Genomic DNA, 23,662 nt, shown 5'->3' on the forward strand with positions numbered 1-23,662 from the left:
GACACGCTTCTATTTTTTCAAGTACCCCCAGGGGAATTCGAATCCCCGTTACCTCCGTGAAAGGGAGGTGTCCTAGGCCTCTAGACGATGGGGGCATCGGACTCAGACCTTTTATAAATTAACTAATTTTCTAGCTATTGTCAACAGCTTTTGCGAAAAAAAGTTTTTGGCAGCTAAACTGGGTGGTGGCTAAAGCTTGAAAAGGATACAAAGAGATGGAGAAGCAAAAAGAATTTCGTAGAAGCTCTTATGGGAAGCCGCAGGGTGCATCAACGTCTGGTGCTGGTAACTTCGAGAGAAGCTCAGATAGAAAAAACGGTAAATTCTGCCAAGGACAAAAGGGTATGATGTTGTACCCTGTAGAGTTAATATCTATGATTTTTTACCAAAGATTTTGAAATAAATCGCTCAAAATCTACAACATGGAAGCATCTTTTGAAATTACCCTACAGATGGCGATCGCTGTTTTTGCAGGCATTAGCGCTCAAGTGCTGGCTGCATACTTTCGCATACCCAGCATCGTCTTGTTATTGCTGTTAGGCATATTGTTCGGCTCTGATGGCATAGGGCTATTGCATCCCCATTTGCTAGGCACTGGAGTGGAAGTTATTGTCGCTCTAGCAACTGCAATAATTTTGTTTGAAGGCGGACTTAATTTGGATCTGCGAGAGTTAGGCAGGGTTTCAGTCAGCTTACAATTGCTCGTCACTCTCGGAACGCTAATCACACTACTTGGTGGCAGTATGGCTGCTCACTGGCTGGGTGAATTTCCTTGGAATATAGCTTTTCTCTATGCTTCCATCATTGTGGTGACAGGCCCAACCGTTGTTGGCCCTTTGCTTAAACAAATCAATGTAGATCGGCAAGTTGCAACGCTTTTGGAGGGTGAAGGGGTTTTAATTGACCCTGTAGGAGCGATTCTCGCCTTCGTTGTCCTCGATACTATTTTGAACGGCGATGCCGATCCAATTAATGCGATCGTCGGTTTATTAATACGCCTGGGCGTTGGTGCGGCAATTGGTGGTGCTGGCGGTTATCTGATGAGCTTGATTTTCAAACGCGCCAGTTTTCTGTCATTCGAGCTAAAAAACTTAGTAGTGTTGGCGATACTTTGGGGTCTGTTTGCCTTATCACAAATGATCCGCAGTGAATCGGGAGTTATGACGACAGTAGTTGCAGGAGCAGTCTTTGCTAACTCCTCAGTCCCGGAAGAACGTCTGTTACGCAGCTTTAAGGGTCAGCTAACAATTCTCAGCGTCTCGGTGCTATTTATCTTATTAGCTGCCGATCTATCCATTGCCAGTGTATTTGCTTTGGGCTGGGGTAGTTTATTCACTGTTTTGGTATTAATGTTTGTCGTTCGCCCGATTAATATCCTGTTGTGTACCTGGAACAGTGACTTAAATTGGCGACAGAAACTATTTTTAAGCTGGGTTGCTCCTAGAGGAATTGTTGCGGCTTCTGTAGCTTCTTTTTTTGCAATCTCCCTTACCCAGCGTGGCATTAACGGCGGTGATTCCATTAAAGCTTTAGTTTTCCTGACAATTATCATGACTGTTGTCTGCCAAGGGCTAACAGCTGGCTGGGTTGCCAAATGGTTGCAAATCACCTCCAAGGACGTAACCGGGGTAGTGATTGTGGGTTGTAACCCATTGAGTCTTTTGATTGCCCGATTCTTTCAAGAACGGGGAGAAAATGTGGTCATGATTGATACTGACCCCGAATGTCTTGTTCAAGCTGAGGCGCAAAATCTGCGAGTGATTGCTAGCAGTGGGTTGGATGCTGCTGTTTTAGAAGAGGCAGGACTTGCCTCGATGGGGACTTTTTTGGCGATGACAAGTAATGGCGAGGTGAATTTTGTTTTGGCTCAACGAGCAGCCGAGGAATTTAAGCCGCCACGCGTGTTAGCTGTTTTCCCCCGCGATCCGCAAGCGAGTATTTCGGTTAGTAATAAAGTTAATCAAGCTTTTATCCCAGACTTAGCGATTAAAACTTGGAATGAATATTTAAATGATGGGCGAGTCAAACTGGGGACAACTACGCTAAATGAGCTGGAATTTTCCACTCAGTGCGATCGCATCCAAGAAAAAATTCGGACTGGGGTGTTGATACCGTTATTGGTAGAACGAGAAGAACGATTACAGGTAATGCCAGTTAACCAAGATTGGGAAATTGGCGATCGCATTATTTACCTATTACATGACCCCAGACCTAGCCTTTTAAAACGTTTATCTGGTGCTACCCAATCCACTCCCCTCTCTCTAGAAAAGTTAGCGGAGGTTGAAGACCTATCCCTCGTCCAATTGTCCGCTAGTGAGGCTCCTGGGGGATGAGGCAGGGAGCAGGGAGCAGGGGAGAAGATGCTGTAATTTCCCGGCAATAGAGGGTTTCAAAGGAAATAAATCTATTTATGCTTAATGTTAAATATTTATTTCAAGATGCATGGCATAAGAAATAATGCGTCCAAGATCAAGCCCATAAATAAATTTAGGGGCTTCTCCCCCCTGCTCCCTGCCCCCTGCTCCCCTGCCTTAACTTTGGGAAGGAATAAATTCGCCTTCTGGTGGTTGTTGCAAATTACCAATTTCTGGTCTTGGCGCTTCTTGATACATTTGCCATTCCTGCCACAGTAAAGCAGATAAATGCACGATCGCAAGAATTAGCGTCGCCACCGAAATGAGATAACTATGTATTGTGTAAAGGTGTTCGACAGTAACTGTATTAATCGCTCCACCCCCAGTTAGGATTTCGCGCAGTTGTCCACCAATAAAAGGAATGGCTTCGATGGTTCCCAATTCAATGTTAAAACGCCAGTATCCTTCCTGAGTCCAATCTAGGATCATCGCTGTCCAGTCCAGCCCGATCGCACTTAAGGTTAACAAAATCCCGCTAATCCAAGCAGTCAGCCAACTCTTGCGGAATTGGCGACCTAAAAACATCACCACAATTTGAATCAGAGCGATCGCAATTACTGCGTTACCAGCAATGTTATGCGCTCTCCAAAACAACCACCCATATGGCACTTGTGTATTAATCATCTTTAAGGAGTTATAAGCACCGCCTGCTGTCGGTTCATAGTAAAAAGACAGCAAAACTCCCGTAGAAACATAAATTAAGCACAAAGTCAGAATCACGACTGACAATATCGTTGCTATTCGTCGCATAATCCTATCGAACTGGGTGCTTTGCATAGCTCACCCCTCCTGTTCTTAAGTAGGTATTTATTCTTTTCTAATTTTAACTACGAAATATTAATATATGTTGCACTTATCAAAGAAAAATAAATTTTTTTAATATTTCCGATAAGCTAACCAGCTCAATACCTTTCATGAATGCTGAGTGCTGAGTAAGGAGTGTGAAGGGATAAACCAATGCCCAATTCCCAATTCCCAATTCCCAATTCCCAATACCTAATGACTCAAATATTGCACCCAAGCTTTTAGGGGTTCTGGTGAGCCATACCAAATTCCAGGACTTCTCGGAGAATGTCTCACACCTTCAATTACCAGATTTTCTGCGCCTTCCAGGTGAGCAGCTTCAATTGGTGTGATGCCGTCTCCCCAAGTGTTGCCTTTACCACAGGTTAATTGGTAACTACTGTAAGCTAACCAGCTACCACGCCGCTTTTGGCCAAAGATAGTTTTACCAGCCACACAAACGTAACGAACGTTTTTATAAAAAGCTCCTGGGTAGTTATTGGTGACAAAATCTAGATTTGAGCGTGTCCAGCGTTCTTGGCTAATATGGGGTGTACCCAAGGTGATGAGAGTTGCAACCAAAGGATGCGCTTTCCAAAGCGAGGGTTTAGCGTTACTGCCTACCATATAAGGCTTTTCTCCCATGTAGATGCGGGATATCCAACCTCCGGCTGAGTGACCAATTAAGTTAACTTGGGTAGCATTATATTGCTGCAATGTATGCTTGATTGTCAGGTCGAGTTTTTGTAGAATCGGTATTACAGGTCTTCCGCCAATAGTTGTTAGCCAGTCGCGCCGTCGCAGTGGTACTGTAACCGTGGGAAAATCTAACTGTTGTAAGGATTGTTCTAGTTGGCGGTAAGCGATCGCGCTTTCTAGATATCCCGGTACAATAACTGTCGGTAACGGCATTTTAAATTTTTGAGGCAATGATTGAAGGTTTGAAACTTTTTTACAAAGAAGTAGTCAAAAATCAAAAGCTATAATTGCGATCGCACAGCTGAACTCCTTTTATAAAAACCCAAATAGCTTTGGTGGGGTTTAGGACTAGAATGTCAATAAAATTGTACAATTTACAACAGTTTTCGGGGCTGCTGATGTGGTAGTATTCTCACATAGGCACTAGTCTCGGACAAGCAAATGTGCCATCTGTTACAGAAGCCTAGTTGACTGGAAAAGCGTAAAAAAACAAGGCGACTTCAGCAGATGTTTTGATGTACTCAGACTTGTATCTTGACTTAAACTTTAATAAATATCCCAGATATTAATTTTAATTGTGTGCGTCATAAAAATAACAAATCAAAAGTAGTAATTTTTCAAATATCTCTTTAGCAAGCTCAAATTTGAAGATATGAACCAGCCTTATTAAACAATTACAAACCTGAATAAATGGCAATTTTGGCGTTTTCATTGCCATGAGAGGAAATTATTATTTCCTTAGAGGGATGCATATATTGCAATATTTTGCAATATAGTCGGGAAGAGAAAATCGTTAGTCAACTGCAACTGAGCCGAGTGAACGATAACAACTATGTCTTACGTCTCCTTGTTTAAAAATATACCAGAACTGTTAAGCCAGCCAATTGGGATAGCAGCTATAGCTTCTCTTGGTATTCACGGTGCGATCGCTATGATTGTGCCATTGATGCCTATGGATTCTACCAAACCCAAAGATACAGCATCATCAAAAAGCGTCGGGCTTTTGGAATTGAGCCAAGCGGATCAAAGTCGTTTGCCAGAAAGCACCCCCAAAATTGGTTTACAACAACTTCCTCCAATAGCGCCACTTTCTGCGTCCAACTTTAGCACCCAAGCTGGATTGCCCCCATTGGCAGCACCGCCATCCGGCAGCCAGCTAGTACTGCCTCCCCTACCCCCATCATCGAATAACTATCGAGTCTCCTCATTGCCTACAAGACAGTCTTTGCGGATGATTCCTAGTGATAATTTGCGATTTGATGCTTCTAAATTTGACAACTCTAAATTCAATAGCAGCCCCAAATTTACTCCATCAGTTCCTCGTGTAAATGTCAGTGATACCAAATACGAGGCATCTAAGCCGTTAGATGTAAATAGGTTGCCGATATTGCAGTCGCAGCAAATACCTAATGATATTCTGCAAAATGCTCAATCTCAGAATCTCTCTAACACTAACCCTATTACACCAGTACAAGGAAATATTGCTCCGCAAATAACGCAGCCGGTTAATAACGCGTCTAAGCCTATGGCTCAAAACCAGCTGATAAATTCTTTAAAACAAGCTCCAAGGGCTGGGGATAGCTTAACCCTAATTAGGGGAACCACATCACAAGCGCCTGATTTATCTCGAAAAGGGACTGAGTTGGCGATCGCACAGCTAGATTCCTACGCAAACCTGAGAAAAGAAGTTCAGCAACAATACCCCAACGCAGAACAAAAACCAGTCATTCGCCAAACATTACCCACAGATAAGCCAAATCTTCAAGGCTCTGTTTTGGGTGTATTAGTGGTAGATCCTGATGGTAAGGTTCTAGATATCAAGTTTCAAGACAAGCTAGTTTCCCCGGAATTGCAATTAAAAGCTAGGGAATACTTCAACAAGCAATCCCCCAAGGGAGATAAACGGATCAGTTCCTATCCCTTTAACCTAGATTTCCAAAACAGCACTAGCAACAGCACTGGGACTACTCCATTATCTACACCGGGAATCAATAACAATCAGCTTACCCCTTTACCAGCAGCTACTTCTAAACCATTTCCCGATCTGCGAATCAGAAATAACCAGATATCGCCTTCATCAACAGGTATTCTTAAACCATTAGCTGCACCGGGAGTAAATGGCAATCAGCCTGTGTTAACACCCGCAGCTACCCCCAAACCATTATCTGGATTGCAAATCAGAAATAACCTCACACCTTCATCGGCAGCTAATACTTCGAAACCCTTAGTGCTACCGAGAGTCAATAAGATTCAGGCTACACCCTCTACTGAATCCGATAAAAAACTAGTAGAACGGTTGCGTGAAGTCAAGGAAAACAGAGACAAGTATAATCCAGAAAAATAATCACTTGCTGGTGATTTGGGATTAAAAACTAGGTAAAAGGGCGGTTATAAACCGCATCTATACAAATAAAACCCACCTCCGTGGGTTTCAAATTTTCTTTAGTCTGCTTCTTGTAGCTAAGTTTGTGTAGCTGTGAGTTTTATTCACTTTGGCTCTAAGTTGACAGGTATGAGTATTGCTATGCCCCTAAGAGTAATCTAGATTCCATAAAATTGAGAGCTAGCTTACCAGCCTTGTTCTGCATTCTGAAAAACGTAAGCAGCTACCTCTAGGATCTCTTCAGCACTTAACTTTCCTTTAAAGGCAGGCATGGCATTTTTACCATTTTGGACTTGGTGGATAATCGCCTCGATTGAGTCGCTATCATAATTTTCTAGGTATTTTGACAATGCTTCTTTTTTCAAGGTTTTCTGGCTAATAAGGATATTACCGCCACCTATATGGCAAGAAGCGCAGTTAGCCTCGAAAATTTTAGCACCGTTGGATGTTTCGGCAGCTAGTGCTGGACTAATGAATGTCAATTTGAATAGAGCGATCGCTATCATTAAGATTAATAAAAGTATTCTCAAGAGAATTTCCTCGCAACAAGCCTCCAGCAAGAGTATAAACGTGATTAATCCCTGATTAAGTCAAATTTGATCAAAATTGGCGGTAACGAATTCATCCCTCAATCGCTACAGATTGTTTAGCGTTTTAGGGGACGATAAGATTCGTTACCGCCATTTATCCATTGTGTGCGTCACTCTAGGAGCGTGGCATGTTGCTATGAGGTAATTTCACACAAGAGAAATCATCTTGTGGCAATGAGGACGTTTCTAGCCTTGGACAGTTATTTTACCAACCATGCCAGCACCACGGTGAGGTTCACAATAGAAGGTGTAGTCACCAGCAGGTGCGTCTGCGGGGAAGGTAGTTTTTTCTGTTTTACCAGCACTCATCAGCAAATTCTTATGAGACAGAGATTTTGCTAAAGCGGCATCTTTAGCAGGGTTTTTGGCTGCATCAAACACAACGTTGTGGGGAGGAACTTTATTGTTTATCCATTCAATTGTGTCACCTGGTTTAATTGTCAACTTTTTGGGTTCAAATGCTAGCAGTCCTTTATCAGTACCTAATTTCACCTGGTAGGTTTCAGCCGAAGCGCTGGGAGTAAAAACAGCAAAGCTGCTAACAACTAAAAGGATTGTCAACACAGCTAAACTAAAGCGTCGCAAGCTTGCTGAAATCAATTTCATGGCTCTCTCCTAAACAAACAATTTTTTTTCCTTTCTCATTTTAAATAAAATCAACACCAAATATGACAGATTGTCATAGATACAATTTTTTTTTAATAAATAGGGAGAAATTTATTGCAAAAAGGGAATGGGGAATGGGGAATAGGGAATGGGGACAAGAGGTAAGAAATTGAAACAAGTCTTTCCCCTTGTCCCCAATTCTCCTTGTCCCCAAGTCCTCTTCCCGATACCCGATGCCCTATTCCCAATGACTCAGTTCCAGGATTTAGTAATAGATTTTTCCGCCTCCCCACTTAGTGCCAACGATTTTAGGTTGTATGAGAATATGACCAGCGATCGCTTCCAAGTCCTCATCTGTCAGATTTCGCATTGCTGTGAAAATATCTGCACTCTTGATACTGGGGTGGATTTCGGAAATCTCTTCTTCCCCGTCGTAAGTAGTGGGATTTTTCAGGTAATCCACCAAGCCTTCAATGTTATTACGGTTGGGTGTTGCCAGCGCCAGATCGTCTGGAGTAAGTCCAACGTTCTGATTTGTTTTGGTAACTCCCCCAGCATGACATTGGGCACAAGCGTAATTAAATAAGCGTTTGCCTTCTTTTACTTGTTTCAGGCTAAGTACGGTGGTCTCACCCTGAGCATTTAATGGCACTGTTCGGGTAGCTTTGTCTAGTTCCACTGCTGTCGCGCTACCGACAAGCAACTGAAACGAGAGTAAAACAGTGGCCACAACAACGCCAATTAGTCTTCTAAACATGTTTCCCCTTAAAAATTTTGACGCTCAACACAGCTAAGAAAGCGGTTCTCAATCTCCAAGCTGCTAATTGCTAATGACTCATTGTTTTTTGTCATTAGCTATCAATGATTAGCTAAAGCCCAAGATCCACCCGTTAGGTGTCCTCGTCATCACCCACCAAGTCGCTAGTACCTTTTGGGTGTGTTTCAAACGATATTTGGGAAATAATTGCCTTTGCATCTTCTAACGCCAAACGGGTCTTTTGGTGTTTGTAGGCGATTCCCAGTTGGTTGCACAGAGAAAACACTTTTTCTACAGGTATACTGTAGTCGGCTGCTATCTCTGCGATCGATAGGTCTGCAAAACCCATAATGCTTGTTAACTGATAGATAGAGATTGAGTCGCTGTAATACCAATATCACGTTAGGAGTGCAATTTGTTGCCCAAAATACTGTTTGGGGAATAGGGAATTGGGAATTGGGAATTGGGAATGGGGCATTGGGCATGGCTATTAACCTTTTCCCCCAGTGAAGGTAACGCTTTGAATAAAGTAACGATTAAAAAAGGCGTAAATACCTAAAGCTGGGAGGGTAAAAACCATAGAAGCTGCCATAATGTAGTTCCAATAGCTAATGTATTGGCCTTTGAAGGTATTCAGCCCCAAAGGGAGGGTAAACATTTCTGGGTCAAATAGGATAACTATCGGCAGTAAAAAATTATTCCAACTTCCCATGAATACAAAAACTGCCTGTGCTGCTAGTGCTGGTTTTGCTAGAGGTAAGACAATATGTCGGAAAATTCCAAAGGTATTTAAGCCATCGAGTTGAGCCGCTTCTTCTAGTTCTTTAGGAAAATTAACAAAAAATTGCCGCATCATAAAGATAAAAGTGGCATTCACCATGCTAGGCACAATCATGCCTTGGTAAGAATTCAACCAGCCGATCGCTTTCAAAATCAAAAATGTCGGAATTAGGGTGATTTGCGCTGGTACTGCCAGCACAGCCAAGATGAGAAAGAACCAAAAGCGCTTACCCACAAAACGCAGTCTTGCCAAGGCATAACCAGCCATTGAATTTAACAATAAGTTTAAAAGGGTAACGCTGACGGCAATTACCACACTGTTGAACAACCAGCGCCAAAATAGCGGTTCTTGGAGAAAGATTTGCTTGTAGTTGTCAAGAGTAAAATTCTTGGGGAGAAAGTTGGGTTCACCACCCACAATCTCTGTTAGCGGCTTAAATGATGCTGAAAGCGCCCAGAGAAAGGGTATTAGGGTAACGATCGCATAGAGGGTCAGCAAGACGTATAGCAAGACTTTTAAGCCAGAGATTTTAGTCAAATCCGTTCGCCTCCAAAAAGTCGCCGTTGAATCAAAGTGATGGCAACGATCGCAGCTGCTAACAAAAATGCGATCGCAGCTGCATATCCCATTTGTAAATTCCGAAATACAGCTTGGTAAATTAGCAGCACCACAGTTAAGGTAGCGTTATTTGGGCCGCCAGTACCCCCAGAAAAGATGTAAGACTGGTCAAAAAGTTGAAAAGTCCCAATCACCCCCACTGCTACCACAAAGAAGGTTACAGGCTTAAGCAAGGGAAGGGTAACGTGGATAAATTGCTGCCATCCATTTGCGCCATCGAGTTCCGCCGCCTCATAAAGTGTTTGGGGTATATCTTGCAAGGCGGCCAGATAAATCACCATGAAAAACGGCGCAGTTGACCAAATGTTCATGATCATAATGCCTTTGAGCGCAACAGCTGGATCGCCCAACCAGTTATAAGTAGGTAGCCCTACAAAAGCGAGAAAATCGTTTAGTAACCCATCAGTGTTATAAATCCACATAAAGATCAGCGTCAGCACTGCTGAAGAGGTGACTGTGGGCAAAAAGTAGAGGATGCGCCACCAGTTTTTACCGCGAATCCCAGAATTCAGAGTTACCGCCAGAATTAAAGCTAAGACTGTTTGAGTGGGCACAACAATAGCTACGTATTGTGATGTGTTTCTTAAAGCAATCCAAACCCTTTCATCTTCAGCTAATCGTGTGAAGTTCCGAAAACCGATGAACTCGTACTCAATACCGCCGAGAAGTTGGACTTTTTGCAAGGAAAGAAAAACGGCGTAGAGAATGGGTAAGACTACAAAAGTCCCCAAAACTAGAATGGTGGGCATCATGAACATATACCCAGCCAAGTCTTCTGTGATATTCCGCCTGGGGTTACTCCGCCGCCTGTTGATTGCAAACACTACAGAACCTCCGTTTAATCTCGCACTAACCCGGCTGTAGCGATGGGTTGTGCATGATTATTGATCCTACTCCTGTAAAAAAATATTTAACCTCATTAAATTAAGTTTCTATTTTTGGAAAGCCTAGACGCAAAACGGCGATTTACGAGATATCGGTTGTATTAGTTAGCTGCTTATGTAATTTAGGGAACTATATATCTAGCTTCCTTGGAGATGCTAATTAACCCGACTCAAGCAAGAGGACACAAAATGTCATATACAGCCTACTTACGTTCGATTAAAAGTGAACTCCAGAGAACTGATAAAACTCAAAAAAGCCTACGGGTAAAAACTATCATAGAACAGTTTGGCTACCAGCGTAGAAGTCAATCATTCATAGATAATTTTAATACTGCTCTTGATGAATTGGGACTTTGTGCAAATCCTTGCTTGGATTTGTATATTCCGCTAGACACAAAAATTGCTATTTCTATTAAAGGTGTAGAAGCAATCAATAAAGTAGCTGAATCTAAATCAATTTCAGTCAAACTACAAGAGGCAATCTCAGTCAAACATGATTTTTTCTACTACTTATTTGATTTTGGGTCTGAACAAGAATATGAACGATTTCAAGCATGTTTAGATTCTCACCAGCCAGTAGGTATTTTTTTGATTCCCCAAGTAGAAGATTTCTTCTCTGATATTGTTGTCAAAATCTTTAATTATGAATTAATTAGAAAATATCAATACGGAGGATATAGTAGTACTCCAAAATCTGCTACTAGAAAAATTCCTACAAGTCTTGCCTCAGATCAAGATTGTGATGATGAACAAGAAAATTCTATTTCTGATGCTAGCATTTTTCAGTTTTATCGCTCAACTATGACCAGTATTATACTTGGTAATACTGGTTTAGAGTTGCTTGATTCGGAAAAGTTCGATCAGCAGTTTGAACAGATATCTCTATCTGCCAATAAATATAATTCTGAACAGTTTTTTATATTATTTCATTGTCCATCAGTATTAGAAATCCAAGCTCATCAGCAAGAAGATGCTTTAGGATACTTGGTAGATAGAGTTGCCAGTAAAATTCCTTTTACTTTTACTCTCAGATGTAAATACCCAAATGAAGCCTCTCTTGAGCATAAAGAAGAAGTATATGCTCATTTTCGTCTCCTGCTGGAACTTCCATATTATCAAATAGAGGAAGATGATGCATCTTTGCGAGATTATTTTGTAGATTTGCAAAAAGCTCAAATCCAGGCTGAATCACAGTTATTATTGAAGATAAAACCAGAACATTTTTACAGTCTGAAGTGGCAACAGGAAAGTAAAGAATATATTTATCTCAAGTATTTTGCTATTAAAACCTTAGAAAGTCTAGGATATGAATTGTCTAATATTGGCTGTGAAGTTGAGTTGACTTCTAGGGATGAGGAAACACCAGATGAAGATACATCAGATGACGAAGAGTACCAAAGTGAAATCATAGAAGTCTATGTAAAAAATCAGGTGGTAGTTGAGATAGAAACTCTCAAATACCAAGAATTTCAGGATAATAATCTCTTCTTAGATCCCCTTAAAAGAGTTTTGAGAAAATCAAAAGTATGGCCAAATAAGCTAGAAAGTCTTTGGTTGGTAATTCCCGGTTTTGAGATTGCCCGCAACTATTACCAACTAAAAAAGGCTAAGGAAATATTAGAATATAAGTTATCTGGATATTATGGCGATCGCTTCCAGGTTGTAATCATGGCTCCTGATTATGAAAAACACCAATTAGTCCCAGTATCATTTGATTCTATTGAATATCCATCTTTTGAGTATGGGGTTAAAAAACCTAGTTTATTACAGGCATATCCAGTTACTAACCGCGTTAAAGAATTTAAGCTTGATTTTAGCCAAGTAAAAGGTTTAAACGAAGAAAAAGAAAAACTAAATAAACTTCTCAAGTTGCAATCTAAGGGACACAAGGGTTCAATTGGTGGAATTCTTTTCTATGGATTACCTGGATGCGGTAAAACTCTACTGGCAAATGCTTTTGCTAATGAGTCTGGCAGATATTTTTTCAAATTCTCTCCTGCTGATATTGTCAGTGTTTGGATAGGTCAAAGTCAAAAAAATATTCGAGATATCTTTGCTCAAGCTAAGAAAAAAGCTCCTTCAGTTTTATTTATTGATGAGTTAGACAGTATTGGGTTTAATCGTAACGAAGACAACGCCCACACAGACCAAAAAGCAACTATTAATCAATTACTCATCGAACTGAATAATCTTCAAAATAGTGACGTGATTGTAATAGCTGCTACTAATTATTTGAGTGGTATAGATAGTGCGTTGAAACGTTCTGGTAGATTGGATTGGAAGATTCCTATCTTTCCACCGTCTCAAACAGAAAGAATAGAGTTATTCATACACTACCTGTCAAAAATTGATATGAATCAGTTAGTTAACTTTGAAATTCTGGCAGAGAAAAGTATGAAGTTTACGTCATCAGATATCGAGTTAGTTTGTCGGGAAGTTAAAAATGCTATTCTTTTAGAAGAAATAAGTTCAGCTTTAACAACTTCAGATGTGATTACTTACATCAATAATTTACAAGATGGTGGTTTAAGTCTTAACCAAGAACAAGTCAAGGAGTTTATGGAAGAGTGTAAAAGAATGAGTGTGAAAAATCCTAAACTAGAAACTCTGAAATTAGAATGGGCTTTGTATTAGCAATAGCTCAATAAAAATGGCGTAGGCGTAGCCCGTCGTAGACATCGCTATTTTTTTAGTGCTGAAATAAATATACTCAATTATGCGATCGCTTCCCACTCTCCATTTAAACTCAGTTTCGTAATAGGCGATCGCATCTCATACGTGTCTACTTTTGCCTTGGCAAATGGAATAGAGCCTCCGGCACGCTACGCGTAGCTTACTTCTCCGTAGGAGTACGCGGCTACACAGGCTTTTGTCCGCCTGCGCGGACTAAGGTCAAATTAAGGTTTTGAAACCCAGGATCGGTAGCTTTTGTTTGTGTAGACGCGGTTTCTAACCGCCCATTACGCTTAGGGGATGGTATTTTTATTCATCAGTCTCAGGTATTACTTCTTTTGCTGTTGCTTCATTCTCAGAAATTTCAATGGCTTGTAGAACCTGTTTAACTATTTTTGGGTGCAATATTTTTCCTGAATGAAAAGGAATCACTACTCTCACTTCTTCTCGAAAATAAATTCTGTGACTTCCTTTGCTTCTAATTTGAATAAAGCCTACATCTAATAAAAGTTTTTCAGCTTCTGTTGCAGTCAAACGTGGCAGCTTAGGCAACTTTTACCTCCAAGGTTATTGTGAATGTTTCCTTGTTCTGAAGCGCCTGTTTTTCTGAATTTGACAAGGTTTCTATATAAAGCTCAACTGCTTCTTTAATATTTGCCTGTACTTCTTCTAGGGAATCACCTTGAGATTGACAACCAGGAAGTTCAGGACAATAAGCATAATATCCATATTCATCTTTTTCGATAACAATGCTAACTTTATACGACATATCAAAGTTACCTTTACTCGTTCAATAACTATTATCACCTCTCATCCCCTTCTTGTTAGGAAACATCAGGACGAGAAAATCAGCGTTTACCGATGAATTCGTTACAAAAACAGTAACCACAACTGCAACCCTTAAACCTCAACCGTAAAATCAACATAAAGTTTCAGCAATATTACTGGCGACAATTAAATAATTTACTAATAATCGGAATTGATGCCGACGGGATAGGGCTGTAAATAATCACTGATTGAGGTTGTGAGGCTAAAGAATGAAGAGAAGTGCAAAGTCTCAACGAGTTTGCTGGTGTTTTCTACCAAAATTGACCCGCTACAGTTTAACTTTATTGCTAAGTGCGATAATGCTTGCTGATGCTGTGGGGGCAACACCGAGAAACCAAGGGTTGCAGATAGCACAGCAGCCAGAAACCACTCAACAAAATGCCACTCGCGCTGCTGCGGAACGGGTTTATCAAGAGGGGATGCAGCTTTATCAACAAGGGACAGCAGAATCACTGCGAGAGGCGATCGGGAAATGGCAAGAAGCGCTGAAGCTTTGGCAACAAGTTGATGATAAACGCTCGGAAGCCATCACTCTCAACAATATTGGCGATGTCTACGACTCATTAGGAGAAAAGCAAGAAGCGCTAAAATACTACAACCAAGCTTTACCCATAAGCCGTGCAGTGGGGGACACGGGAGGAGAAGCCGCCATCCTCAACAATATTGGCAAAGTCTACAACTCATTAGGAGAAAATCAAGAAGCGCTAAAATACCACAATCAAGCTTTACCCATAAGTCGTGCAGTCGGGGACAGAGGGAGAGAAGCCAGAATCCTCAACGATATTGGTGTTGTCTACGACTCATTAGGAGAAAAGCAAGAAGCGCTAAAATACTACAACCAAGCTTTGCCCATAAGCCGTGCAGTCGGGGACAGAGGAGGAGAAGCCACCACCCTCAACAATATTGGTGGTGTCTACTCTGATTTAGGAGAAAAGCAAGAAGCGCTAAAATACTACAACCAAGCTTTACCCCTAAGCGGTGCAGCTGGGGACAGGAGAGGAGAAGCCAGTACCCTCAGCAATATTGGTAGTGTCTACAACTCATTAGGAGAAAAGCAAGAAGCGCTCAAATACTATAGCCAAGCTTTACCCATAAGTCGTGCAGTCGGGGACAGGGTAAATGAAGCCAGTACCCTCAGCAGGATTGGTAGTGTCTACAACTCATTAGGAGAAAAGCAAGAAGCGCTAAAATACTATAGCCAAGCTTTACCCATAAGTCGTGCAGTCGGGGACAGGGTAAATGAAGCTGACACCCTCCTTGGTATTGGTAGTGTCTACAACTCATTAGGAGAAAAGCAAGAAGCGCTCAAATACTACAACCAAGCTTTACCCATAAGTCGTTCAGTGGGAGACAGAGGAAGGGAAGCTATCACCCTCAACAATATTGGTAGTGTCTACTCTGATTTAGGAGAAAAGCAAGAAGCGCTAAAATACTACAACCAAGCTTTACTCATAAGTCGTGCAGTGGGGAACAGGGGAGGGGAAGCCGCCACCCTCAACAATATTGGCCTAGTCTACGATTCATTAGGAGAAAAGCAAGAAGCGCTCAAATATTACAACCAAGCTTTACCCATATACCGTGCAGTGGGGGACAGGGGAGGGGAAGCCAACACTCTTTTTAATATGGCTTTCCTAGAACGCAGTCAGGGTAATTTACAACAAGCCCAAACACAGATTCAAGCAGCTATTGAAATCATTGAAGATTTACGCACCAAAATAGCTGACAAAGAACTACGCGCTTCTTACTTTGCCTCAGTCCAAGACTACTACAAGTTCTACACCGACCTGCTGATGGAACTGCACAAAAAAGACCCATCAAAAGGATACGATGCTTTGGCACTGGAAGTTAGCGATCGCTCCCGCGCACGTGGTCTAATTGAACTACTAACCGAAGCAAATATAGATATCAAAAAAGGCATTGACCCAACACTTTTAGCAGAAGAACGCCGTCTACAATGGCAAATCAATGCTAAGGAAAAATTATTATCAGAACTATCATCTAAAAAAGAAACCCCAGAACAACTTTTAACCAACACCAAACAACAAATCGAAGACATACTCCAACAACAGCGAGAACTTCAGATACAAATCCGCGCCAAAAACCCAGAGTATGCCGATTTAATATATCCCCAACCTCTGACTCTCAAAGAAATTCAGCAACAACTAGATAAAGACACACTGCTATTGCAATATTCTTTAGGTGAAGAACGTAGCTATCTTTGGGCTGTCACACCCGACTCACTCTCTAGCTATGAACTCCCAGGACGTGAAAAGATAGACAAAGCAGCCAAGAATTTATACAACAATTACTTAAAAAATCCGGGGATGCAGGGAGTTTCCCCAGAAGAAACGGCTAAAGCTGCTAATGAACTGAGTCAACTTATCCTCGTACCTGTTGCTGATAAGTTGGGGAAAAAACGCCTAGTAATTGTTGGTGATGATGCTTTACAATACATTCCCTTTGCGGCATTAACTACATCAACCAAATCGGCGGATGGGTCAGATTATCAACCATTGGTAGTCAACCATGAAATTATCAGTCTACCTTCCGCTTCCACCATTGCCATTCTCAGGAAACAAATCAAAGGGCGCACAAAAGCACCGAAAACCCTCGCCATCCTTGCAGACCCAGTGTTTAGCGCTAACGATGAGCGAGTAACTGGTAAATCTTCCAAGGTTGCTAATAATAACATTGACCAGGAACTAGAAAACTCTGCCCTGAAGCGGTCTATGAGAAATATCAACCGCAGCGAAATTCAAAGACTCGAAGGCACAGAAGAAGAAGCGCGAGAGATTCTCAAACTTGTCTCACCCTCAGAGAACATCCAAGCCTTTGGTTTTGATGCTAACTACAACTGGGCTACCAATAAGCAACTGAGTCAATACAAGATGCTGCATTTTGCTACCCACGGTTTTCTAGACAGCACTGACCCAGAGTTATCAGGAATTGTCCTTTCTCTGATAGATAAACAAGGTAAGTCCCAAAGAGGCTTTTTGCGCCTTACCGATATCTTTAACCTCAACTTGCCGGCGGAGTTGGTGGTGCTGAGTGCCTGCGAAACTGGGCTGGGTAAAGAAGTTAAAGGAGAAGGGCTAGTGGGGTTGACAAGAGGATTAATGTATGCAGGTGCAGCGCGGGTGGTCGTGTCTTTATGGAGTGTTGATGATGAAGCAACATCTTTATTGATGAGCCAATTTTACAGCCAAATGTTGCAACAAGGGAAAACTCCGGCTGCTGCCCTCAGAGCCGCACAACTCAAAATGTGGGAACAAGAAAAGTGGCGTAACCCCTATTCTTGGTCGGCTTTTACCCTGCTGGGTGAGTGGCGGTGAAATAATTCGTAATTCGTAATTCGTAATTCGTAATTCGTAATTAAGCATCGTATACTCCGCGTACCTTTGCGCTTCCCTTTGCGCCCCTTTGCGTTTAAATTTCCATCTCAAAATTTATCAGGAGTGATTTCTCATGAAAAATATATTTACATCCAGACAATTTATTTTTCTGGCAACAATTGGGGTAGGAACTTTGGGGATTTGGGCTTCAGTTTCAGCCGAACCACAAACCCCACCCAAGTTTACCAAAGTTGAAAATCCCGGAGAATTTAAACTAGAAGGAAAAGGGGAGCCTTCGGTGCTAAATCAGAAAGAAAAACTCCCCGGAGAACGAGCAATTATTGGTTCAAAGGATGACCGTATTCCCATGACTAGCAGAGACTACCCTTGGTCAGCCATTGGTAAAATCGAGGGGATAGGTGCTGATGGTGGCAGTTACAGTTGCACGGGAACCTTGATTGCTGAAGATGTGGTTTTGACAAATGCTCACTGTGTCGTTAACCCGGAAACCAGAAAAGTTAGTCAAGCGATCGCCTTTGAGCCAAACTTAGTTAATGGTGTCGTCAAAAGTAAAAATGATGTAGCTTACGCCACTAATGTTCATTACGGCACAGACTTTAAAAATGGCAATTTAGCTGATTATGCAAATGATTGGGCGATTTTGAAACTTAACAAGCCTATCGGTAAAAAATATGGTTATTTAGGCTGGAAATCTCTACCATCTTCTCGTTTGGTTGGCGATACGAAAAAGTTCGCTTTGGTAGGTTATTCTGGTGATTTTCCCAACCCTAAGAAAAAAGGTTATGAAAATCTAACTGCCGGTGAAAGTATGACTGCTGGCGTTCACCTGAAATGCAGCATCCTCCGCCGTCAGGATAATTTGTTGTACCACAACTGTGATACTAATCACGGTGCTTCTGGAGGTGCAATTATCAGTAATATAAACGGCAAATATTATATTTTCGCCCTCCACTCCGGCTCAAACGAAGTGAATGGATTGCTGTTGAACCGTGCGGTGGAAATGTCTCACTTGGATGAGTGGTTGCAAGGGAATTAAGGAAATAAGCTGTTCCACATTTAACTTGCATAATTAGAGCGGGGAAGACTTCGCCGTGAGCGCTCAGTCGAATGCTACCCACCTTGCAACAGTTATATAAACTGTAAATATGCTAACCAGATGTGGTTTAGCTTACCAAGCCTAATAAATAGTCAATTTTTTTAATTTATTTTTAGAAATGATCTTAGAACTGCTGTATGTCCGATTAAAATATGACTATAGTCATGACTATGGTTATTATGAAATCAATTTCCAAAAGTAAACTCAAATCTCAACTTCTTGAGTTCTTACGACTTGTAGAGTCAGAGGGAGAAGAAATTGTAGTTACCGATCGCGGTAAGCCAGTCGTGAAAATTTCCAAATACGCGCAAACACCTTCAACAGAGGAGTTATTTGGAGAAATGCGCGGTAAAGTGAAGTACTTTGAGGATTTAACTACACCAACAACTGAGGAATGGCCACAATTGTGAAGATAGTCCTTGACACTTGTGCCTTAATCTGGTGGAGTTTAGATCCAGCCAAACTTTCTGAACAAGCTAAAGAAGCGTGCAACCAGATGGAAAGGGATAAAAATGGTCTTGTTCCGTCTATAGCTATATGGGAAATTGCTTTAAAAATCAAAAATAAAAAACTAGATTTAGGAGTCAATCTTAACGAGTACGTAGTAACGCTGAAAAAGTCTAGTACTGTTCAGATTGTACCCATTGATGAAAATATTTGGATGGAAAGTGCCAATTTAGAATGGGGTCATCGAGATCCAGTAGATCGAGTTGTCGTCGCACTAGCCAGAAGTAATCAAGCTGCAATAATTACATCTGATCAAGAGATAGCAAACTTCTACCCAGAAGTGATTTGGTGAAGGTAAGAAAGATTGTTTAATCCATCGCTTTAATTTGCTGATTAGCTTCATTCTGTGCCTTCATCATCGCTTGCTTTAATGGTTGTTGCCCCAACAAGGCGCTGATAAACTGGTTCTCAAAGTTATTCACGATCGCACCTGGATATTTACCCACCTGCCACGGTGTAGCATAATCTACTCCCGCCACTAATGGCGATCGCAGTGCATCTTGGTCGTAGCCCAAATTCTTTGCCACTGATTTACGTGTTGGCAAAGCAAACCCTGTTCCTGTCCACTTTTGCATTCCTTCTTTGCCCGTGAGATAAGAAATCAACTCCCAGGCTTCGGCTTTGTGCTGTGCAAGATTATTCATCACGTAAGCAACTGTAAAGACCATCGTGCCTTTTTTGTCATTAATGGTAGGCACTGGTGCAGTAGCAAACTCTACTTGAGGAAAGGTTTCAGTTAAATAAGGAATTGCCCAATTACCCTCAATTACCATTGCCACTTTACTCTGACCAAACATTTCACTACCTGAGTTTGTCCCGACATCAGATTTTTGGGCAGAGGAGCGGTCTTTTTGATACTGGTCTACTACTAACTCTAAACCCTTTAAACCTGCTTCACTCGCAAAGGTAGCATAACCATTTTGATCGATGAGTTGCCCACCAAAGGCTTTAATTTTGTAAGCCTGACGCGCCAATTCGGGAATTTCCCCAAAGCCGTATTTGTTAAGTTTGCCTGTCAATTGTTTCGAGTAGTTACGTAATTCATCCCAAGTAGTCGGTGGATTGCTCAACCCTGCGGCGGCGAATGCTTTTTTGTTATAAAACAGGGCAAGGGTAGAATAGTCTTTGGGAAGACCATAAATATGATTCTGATATTTGAAACTATCGAGTAGAGTATCTTCAAAATCCGTTAGTTCAAATTCGGGGGTAATGTAACTTTCTAATGGTTCTAGGACATTCTGACTCATCAAGAAAGGAGCTTCTAGCGCATCAAGATAAAAGACATCGGGTGCAGCTTCCCCAACTAAACGAGTTTTGATTACATCCATGTATTGGTCGGAAATTACCTCATATTTGACCTTAATAGTTGGATGTTGTATCTCAAACTCTCGCAATACCTGTCTCAAGAGTTTTTGCTCAACAGGAGAACCTCCCCAGCCACTAAGTTTGATACTAACTGCGGTAGATGCTAAGGGTTTGCTTGGTAATTGTAGACTTTGACAAGCAATAATGGCGATCGCGATCGCCATTACCAATCCCAAAAAACTAAACAATCTTTGTTTGATCACTTGTACCTTCTGTTACTAAGGAGTGATATTTACTTATCCAAAATTTTTGTTGAAAATTGCAAGCTAGAATAACGAAAACTTATTAAAAATGCTAATAAAAGCATACTGAGTTCTTCGACAACCGGATTTATATCAGGATGCTTTACTCATAAACATACATTATGGATTCCGTTCAGGTTGAAACAACTACGCCACTGACTCTGGAAATTCCCCAGATTTCTTTACCACCAACAGCACTTTCTCCAACCTCTCGAATTCCCAAGGATGCCATTCGCACAAGTTTAAAAGCCTCCACTGCGGATTCTGTCTTAGCGGCGGTTTACTCTCTTGGAACTGGCGGGATTTTACTCAGCAATTTCTTGGTGGAATTGGGTGCTAGTCCAGTAGTCTTTGGGATGCTTTGCTCTATCCCCATGTTGGTCAATCTGATTCAACCGTTGGGTGCTTACTTGTCTGAACGTAGCACCAGCCGCTTTCAATATTCTCTTTGGACACACGGAATTGGTCGGCTGCTATGGCTGGCTCTAGTAATCGGTATTGTAGGCGTAAGCTTGGGAGTGATTAATACTCACGAATTGGTAATATTAACACTTTTGATTGTCCTATTCAGCAATCTTTTGGGAGGACTAGGAACCGCATCGTGGCTAAGTTGGGTTGCAATGATAGTTCCCCGACGATTGCGAGGCAGGTATTTTGGGACACGCAATAGTGCCGCTAATCTCACCAATTTAGTTTGCGTACCAATGGCTGGTTTAGCTGTATCACATTGGTATGGTGGAACTATACAAGGCTATGGGGTGGTTCTGCTGATAAGCATTGTGCTTGGAATTGCGGGATTGGGGTGTCAGTATTTCCAAGTGGATATGAATCCCCGATCGCAAAATAGTTATTATGGCAATTCAATTCAAACAAGTGAGATTCAGCCAGAGGTTGCAAAAGATGAATCTTCTGAAGTCGCTCAATCAATTCATCCACTACAAAACCAATTAACTAATAGTGTTTGGAAAAACTCTAACTTTTTAAGATTTTTGCTGTATTTCAGCTTCTGGAATCTTGCTGTGAACCTCAGCGCTCCTTTTTTTAACCTCTATATGCTGGACACGCTGGATTTGGATGTCAGTTACGTGACTATCTACAACAGCCTTCAGGCGGGGGCGACTTTGCTAATGCTGATTTTATGGGGAAAATTAGCAGATAAAATAGGCAATCGTCCCATCCTCATCTGTATTGGAATTTTGGTTGCAGCTACACCACTACTATGGCTGGGGATTGGTGCTAATCGCTTTGATATTTGGTTGTGGCTACCTCTGTTACACATCTTGGCTGGAGGTACATGGGCGGCAATTGATTTGTGTAGTAACAATATACAATTGGCGATCGCACCAATTAAAAATCAGTCTATCTATTTTGCGATCGCAGCTGCCGTTGCTGGCGGAAGTGGTGCTTTAGGCGCAACTATAGGCAGCTTCATCGTCCAATTTGCTCAGTTTGGAGGCTTGGTAGGGTTGTTTGCCCTCTCTAGTCTATTTCGACTAGCAGCACTTCTTCCACTCGTTTTTGTCAAAGAGCCGGAGAGAGGATGAGGGAGGGGAAAAGAGGCAGGGGGGCAGGGGGCAGGGGGACAAGGGGACAAGGGGACAAGAGGTGAGAACTTGAAACAAGTCTTTCCCCTTGTCCCCAATTCTCCTTGTCCCCTTGTCCTCTTCCCAATTCCCCATTCCCCATTCCCCATGTTCTATTCTGCGGCGGTAGAAGTTAAGGACATTGTTTCCCACAACACCATGTGAGGTGGTGTTAGTACAGGCTGGTGTAGAGCAATCAGCTGGGCTAGGGTGGTCTTTAATTGAGTGCGGGGTACGATATCGTCAACAAAACCATGCTGGAGCAAATCTTCAGCAGTCTGAAAATTTTCGGGGAGTTTTTCTCGTAGGGTTTGCTCAATCACTCGCCGACCGGCAAAACCAATGGTTGCTTTGGGTTCTGCCAAAATGATATCGCCCAACATTGCAAAACTTGCGGTAACGCCGCCCGTTGTGGGATTGGTCAAAACGGGAATATATAATAGTCGCGCGTCTTTATGACGCTGTAGGGCTGCGGAGATTTTCGCCATCTGCATCAGGGAAAGCATTCCTTCTTGCATTCTCGCGCCGCCGGAGGTGCAGATAATCACTACAGGATACCGCCGTTGAGTGGCTTGCTCAATCATCCGGGTGAGTTTTTCTCCCACAACCGAACCCATACTACCACCCATGAAGCGGAAATCCATAACCCCAAGGGCAATGGGCAAACCATTGATTTGACCTAAACCAGTGTTAACTGCGTCTATTAAGCCAATTTTATCTTGTGTTTCCCGCAGGCGATCGCTGTAGAGTTTGCGATCGCGAAATTCTAGCGGATCGGTTGGACGCAAATGCTCGTCTAGAGGTTTCCAGGTATTGTTATCTATCAATTGGCGAATGCGCTCATCGCTATCTACACGATTATGATGACCACATTCGATACAAACCATTTGATTGGCTTTCAGGTCTTTTGTGTATGCCAATACGCCACACTTAGAGCATTTGTGCCACAATCCATCAGCAATTTCACGTTCTTGGCGTTCCAGGCTGGTAGATCCTGATTTCCGTCGATTTGCAAACCAATCAAATAGAGACTTTAAACCACGTGATTCTTCGTTGTTAGCCATTTTTTATTTTATTTTAAGTGGGTATGAGGTCGAAAACATGTCAAACCGTATTGGGTTGTCCTTAGTCATGAGTCATTTTTTTTTACTAATGACTAATTACTACATCGTCAAACTACGCTTTTAAGCAATTCAGACCTTAATTTTCATCTTTGGTTGCCAGCTTAACGAAAATACTTATACCAATACAAGTCTCCTGCTCTTTATTTTCAGCAGACTTAATTATATTGACGTACTGACAAAGCCATGAGAATACCAACCTCCAAATAAGATGCTCTCCCTCTCCCACCCAAATCAATGATTCGTATTGCTAGGTTATGAACGATCAGCATCTGCTGCAATAGTTGTGCTTGCTAACGGTTAATCGTCATCAAGAGGGTAATACAAGTCACAAGCAGAATCTTATCAAAACATGAAGGGGCGATGGGGTAATGTTGGT

At 41.9% G+C, this 23,662-nt stretch carries 20 protein-coding genes and 1 tRNA gene; 8 read left to right on the forward strand and 13 right to left on the reverse strand.

The features are described 5' to 3' along the window. Positions 1-22: 22 nt before the first annotated feature. Positions 23-95: transfer RNA gene (locus tag H6G86_RS16325), tRNA-Glu, on the reverse strand. Between the two features lie 327 nt (positions 96-422). Here H6G86_RS16325 and H6G86_RS16330 point away from each other — a divergent pair. Further along, positions 423-2,333, forward strand: a complete 1,911-nt coding sequence (locus H6G86_RS16330; protein WP_190935184.1) for a cation:proton antiporter — start codon at positions 423-425, stop codon at positions 2,331-2,333. A gap of 198 nt (positions 2,334-2,531) precedes the next feature. On the opposite strand, the gene H6G86_RS16335 is transcribed toward H6G86_RS16330, so the two are convergent. Together H6G86_RS16335 and H6G86_RS16340 are read right to left on the reverse strand one after the other, a co-directional pair. Then, positions 2,532-3,191: a cytochrome b N-terminal domain-containing protein gene (locus H6G86_RS16335; protein ID WP_190935185.1), complete on the reverse strand. Its 660-nt coding sequence runs from the start codon at positions 3,189-3,191 to the stop codon at positions 2,532-2,534. Positions 3,192-3,410: 219 nt separating this feature from the next. Next, on the reverse strand, positions 3,411-4,109 hold the full coding sequence (locus H6G86_RS16340; protein WP_190935186.1) for an esterase/lipase family protein: 699 nt from the start codon (positions 4,107-4,109) through the stop codon (positions 3,411-3,413). Between the two features lie 619 nt (positions 4,110-4,728). Between H6G86_RS16340 and H6G86_RS16345 the strand changes: the two genes are divergently transcribed. Then, a complete protein-coding gene (locus H6G86_RS16345; RefSeq protein ID WP_190935187.1) occupies positions 4,729-6,240 on the forward strand; it encodes a hypothetical protein in 1,512 nt (503 codons plus the stop codon). A gap of 224 nt (positions 6,241-6,464) precedes the next feature. Here H6G86_RS16345 and petJ read toward each other — a convergent pair whose 3' ends face one another. The 6 genes from petJ to H6G86_RS16375 all read right to left on the reverse strand — a co-directional run bounded on the left by petJ (position 6,465) and on the right by H6G86_RS16375 (position 10,455). Further along, entirely contained in the window at positions 6,465-6,809 is a 345-nt protein-coding gene (petJ, locus tag H6G86_RS16350) for a cytochrome c6 PetJ (protein ID WP_179074842.1), read from the reverse strand. A gap of 246 nt (positions 6,810-7,055) precedes the next feature. Beyond that, entirely contained in the window at positions 7,056-7,475 is a 420-nt protein-coding gene (gene petE / locus H6G86_RS16355; protein WP_190935188.1) for a plastocyanin, read from the reverse strand. Positions 7,476-7,740: 265 nt separating this feature from the next. Then, the gene (psbV, locus tag H6G86_RS16360; protein WP_114083743.1) at positions 7,741-8,232 is read right to left on the reverse strand and encodes a photosystem II cytochrome c-550; all 492 of its coding nucleotides are present in this window, start codon (positions 8,230-8,232) and stop codon (positions 7,741-7,743) included. A 133-nt stretch (positions 8,233-8,365) separates the two neighbouring features. Then, complete coding sequence (locus H6G86_RS16365; protein ID WP_012409317.1) at positions 8,366-8,581, reverse strand: hypothetical protein; 216 nt, start codon at positions 8,579-8,581, stop codon at positions 8,366-8,368. Positions 8,582-8,722: 141 nt separating this feature from the next. Further along, positions 8,723-9,550: a carbohydrate ABC transporter permease gene (locus H6G86_RS16370; RefSeq protein ID WP_190935189.1), complete on the reverse strand. Its 828-nt coding sequence runs from the start codon at positions 9,548-9,550 to the stop codon at positions 8,723-8,725. After that, positions 9,547-10,455 carry a carbohydrate ABC transporter permease gene (locus H6G86_RS16375; protein ID WP_190935190.1) on the reverse strand — a complete coding sequence of 303 codons (909 nt, stop codon included), beginning with the start codon at positions 10,453-10,455 and terminating at the stop codon, positions 9,547-9,549. Before H6G86_RS16375 ends, H6G86_RS16370 begins: the two co-directional genes overlap by 4 nt. A gap of 249 nt (positions 10,456-10,704) precedes the next feature. On the opposite strand from H6G86_RS16375, the gene H6G86_RS16380 reads away from it, so the two are divergent. Further along, positions 10,705-13,149, forward strand: coding sequence for an ATP-binding protein (locus tag H6G86_RS16380; protein ID WP_190935191.1), 2,445 nt, complete (start codon positions 10,705-10,707; stop codon positions 13,147-13,149). A gap of 348 nt (positions 13,150-13,497) precedes the next feature. On the opposite strand, the gene H6G86_RS16385 is transcribed toward H6G86_RS16380, so the two are convergent. Together H6G86_RS16385 and H6G86_RS16390 are read right to left on the reverse strand one after the other, a co-directional pair. Continuing rightward, on the reverse strand, positions 13,498-13,740 hold the full coding sequence (locus tag H6G86_RS16385; RefSeq protein WP_190935192.1) for a type II toxin-antitoxin system HicA family toxin: 243 nt from the start codon (positions 13,738-13,740) through the stop codon (positions 13,498-13,500). Continuing rightward, positions 13,733-13,957 (reverse strand): type II toxin-antitoxin system HicB family antitoxin, encoded by a 225-nt coding sequence (locus H6G86_RS16390; protein WP_190935193.1) that lies wholly within the window; start codon positions 13,955-13,957, stop codon positions 13,733-13,735. The genes H6G86_RS16385 and H6G86_RS16390 overlap by 8 nt, the downstream gene beginning before the upstream one ends. A gap of 268 nt (positions 13,958-14,225) precedes the next feature. Here H6G86_RS16390 and H6G86_RS16395 point away from each other — a divergent pair, with 268 nt between their 5' ends. The 4 genes from H6G86_RS16395 (at position 14,226) to H6G86_RS16410 (ending at position 19,264) form a co-directional block, all read left to right on the forward strand. Continuing rightward, entirely contained in the window at positions 14,226-17,348 is a 3,123-nt protein-coding gene (locus H6G86_RS16395; RefSeq protein ID WP_190935194.1) for a CHAT domain-containing protein, read from the forward strand. 133 nt (positions 17,349-17,481) lie between these two features. Then, positions 17,482-18,405: a trypsin-like serine peptidase gene (locus H6G86_RS16400; protein WP_190935195.1), complete on the forward strand. Its 924-nt coding sequence runs from the start codon at positions 17,482-17,484 to the stop codon at positions 18,403-18,405. 224 nt (positions 18,406-18,629) lie between these two features. Then, a complete protein-coding gene (locus tag H6G86_RS16405; RefSeq protein WP_242064838.1) occupies positions 18,630-18,875 on the forward strand; it encodes a type II toxin-antitoxin system Phd/YefM family antitoxin in 246 nt (81 codons plus the stop codon). Beyond that, a complete protein-coding gene (locus H6G86_RS16410) occupies positions 18,860-19,264 on the forward strand; it encodes a type II toxin-antitoxin system VapC family toxin (protein ID WP_199338300.1) in 405 nt (134 codons plus the stop codon). The genes H6G86_RS16405 and H6G86_RS16410 overlap by 16 nt, the downstream gene beginning before the upstream one ends. Positions 19,265-19,280: 16 nt before the next feature. On the opposite strand, the gene H6G86_RS16415 is transcribed toward H6G86_RS16410, so the two are convergent. After that, on the reverse strand, positions 19,281-20,501 hold the full coding sequence (locus tag H6G86_RS16415) for an ABC transporter substrate-binding protein (RefSeq protein WP_190935255.1): 1,221 nt from the start codon (positions 20,499-20,501) through the stop codon (positions 19,281-19,283). A 200-nt stretch (positions 20,502-20,701) separates the two neighbouring features. Here H6G86_RS16415 and H6G86_RS16420 point away from each other — a divergent pair, with 200 nt between their 5' ends. Further along, positions 20,702-22,123: an MFS transporter gene (locus H6G86_RS16420; protein WP_190935197.1), complete on the forward strand. Its 1,422-nt coding sequence runs from the start codon at positions 20,702-20,704 to the stop codon at positions 22,121-22,123. 152 nt (positions 22,124-22,275) lie between these two features. On the opposite strand, the gene accD is transcribed toward H6G86_RS16420, so the two are convergent. Beyond that, a complete protein-coding gene (accD, locus tag H6G86_RS16425; RefSeq protein WP_163935465.1) occupies positions 22,276-23,226 on the reverse strand; it encodes an acetyl-CoA carboxylase, carboxyltransferase subunit beta in 951 nt (316 codons plus the stop codon). Positions 23,227-23,662: the final 436 nt, after the last annotated feature.

The organism is Nostoc sp. FACHB-133 (assembly GCF_014698055.1).
Taxonomy (GTDB): Bacteria; Cyanobacteriota; Cyanobacteriia; order Cyanobacteriales; family Nostocaceae; genus Nostoc.

Coding starts and splice junctions, on each gene's coding strand:
- H6G86_RS16330 (WP_190935184.1), top strand. CDS start 423: ATGGAAGCATCTTTTGAAATTACCCTACAGATGGCGATCGCTGTTTTT.
- H6G86_RS16335 (WP_190935185.1), bottom strand. CDS start 3,191: ATGCAAAGCACCCAGTTCGATAGGATTATGCGACGAATAGCAACGATA.
- H6G86_RS16340 (WP_190935186.1), bottom strand. CDS start 4,109: ATGCCGTTACCGACAGTTATTGTACCGGGATATCTAGAAAGCGCGATC.
- H6G86_RS16345 (WP_190935187.1), top strand. CDS start 4,729: ATGTCTTACGTCTCCTTGTTTAAAAATATACCAGAACTGTTAAGCCAG.
- petE (WP_190935188.1), bottom strand. CDS start 7,475: ATGAAATTGATTTCAGCAAGCTTGCGACGCTTTAGTTTAGCTGTGTTG.
- psbV (WP_114083743.1), bottom strand. CDS start 8,232: ATGTTTAGAAGACTAATTGGCGTTGTTGTGGCCACTGTTTTACTCTCG.
- H6G86_RS16365 (WP_012409317.1), bottom strand. CDS start 8,581: ATGGGTTTTGCAGACCTATCGATCGCAGAGATAGCAGCCGACTACAGT.
- H6G86_RS16380 (WP_190935191.1), top strand. CDS start 10,705: ATGTCATATACAGCCTACTTACGTTCGATTAAAAGTGAACTCCAGAGA.
- H6G86_RS16390 (WP_190935193.1), bottom strand. CDS start 13,957: ATGTCGTATAAAGTTAGCATTGTTATCGAAAAAGATGAATATGGATAT.
- H6G86_RS16395 (WP_190935194.1), top strand. CDS start 14,226: ATGAAGAGAAGTGCAAAGTCTCAACGAGTTTGCTGGTGTTTTCTACCA.
- H6G86_RS16400 (WP_190935195.1), top strand. CDS start 17,482: ATGAAAAATATATTTACATCCAGACAATTTATTTTTCTGGCAACAATT.
- H6G86_RS16405 (WP_242064838.1), top strand. CDS start 18,630: ATGACTATGGTTATTATGAAATCAATTTCCAAAAGTAAACTCAAATCT.
- H6G86_RS16410 (WP_199338300.1), top strand. CDS start 18,860: ATGGCCACAATTGTGAAGATAGTCCTTGACACTTGTGCCTTAATCTGG.
- H6G86_RS16415 (WP_190935255.1), bottom strand. CDS start 20,501: ATGGCGATCGCGATCGCCATTATTGCTTGTCAAAGTCTACAATTACCA.
- H6G86_RS16420 (WP_190935197.1), top strand. CDS start 20,702: ATGGATTCCGTTCAGGTTGAAACAACTACGCCACTGACTCTGGAAATT.
- accD (WP_163935465.1), bottom strand. CDS start 23,226: ATGGCTAACAACGAAGAATCACGTGGTTTAAAGTCTCTATTTGATTGG.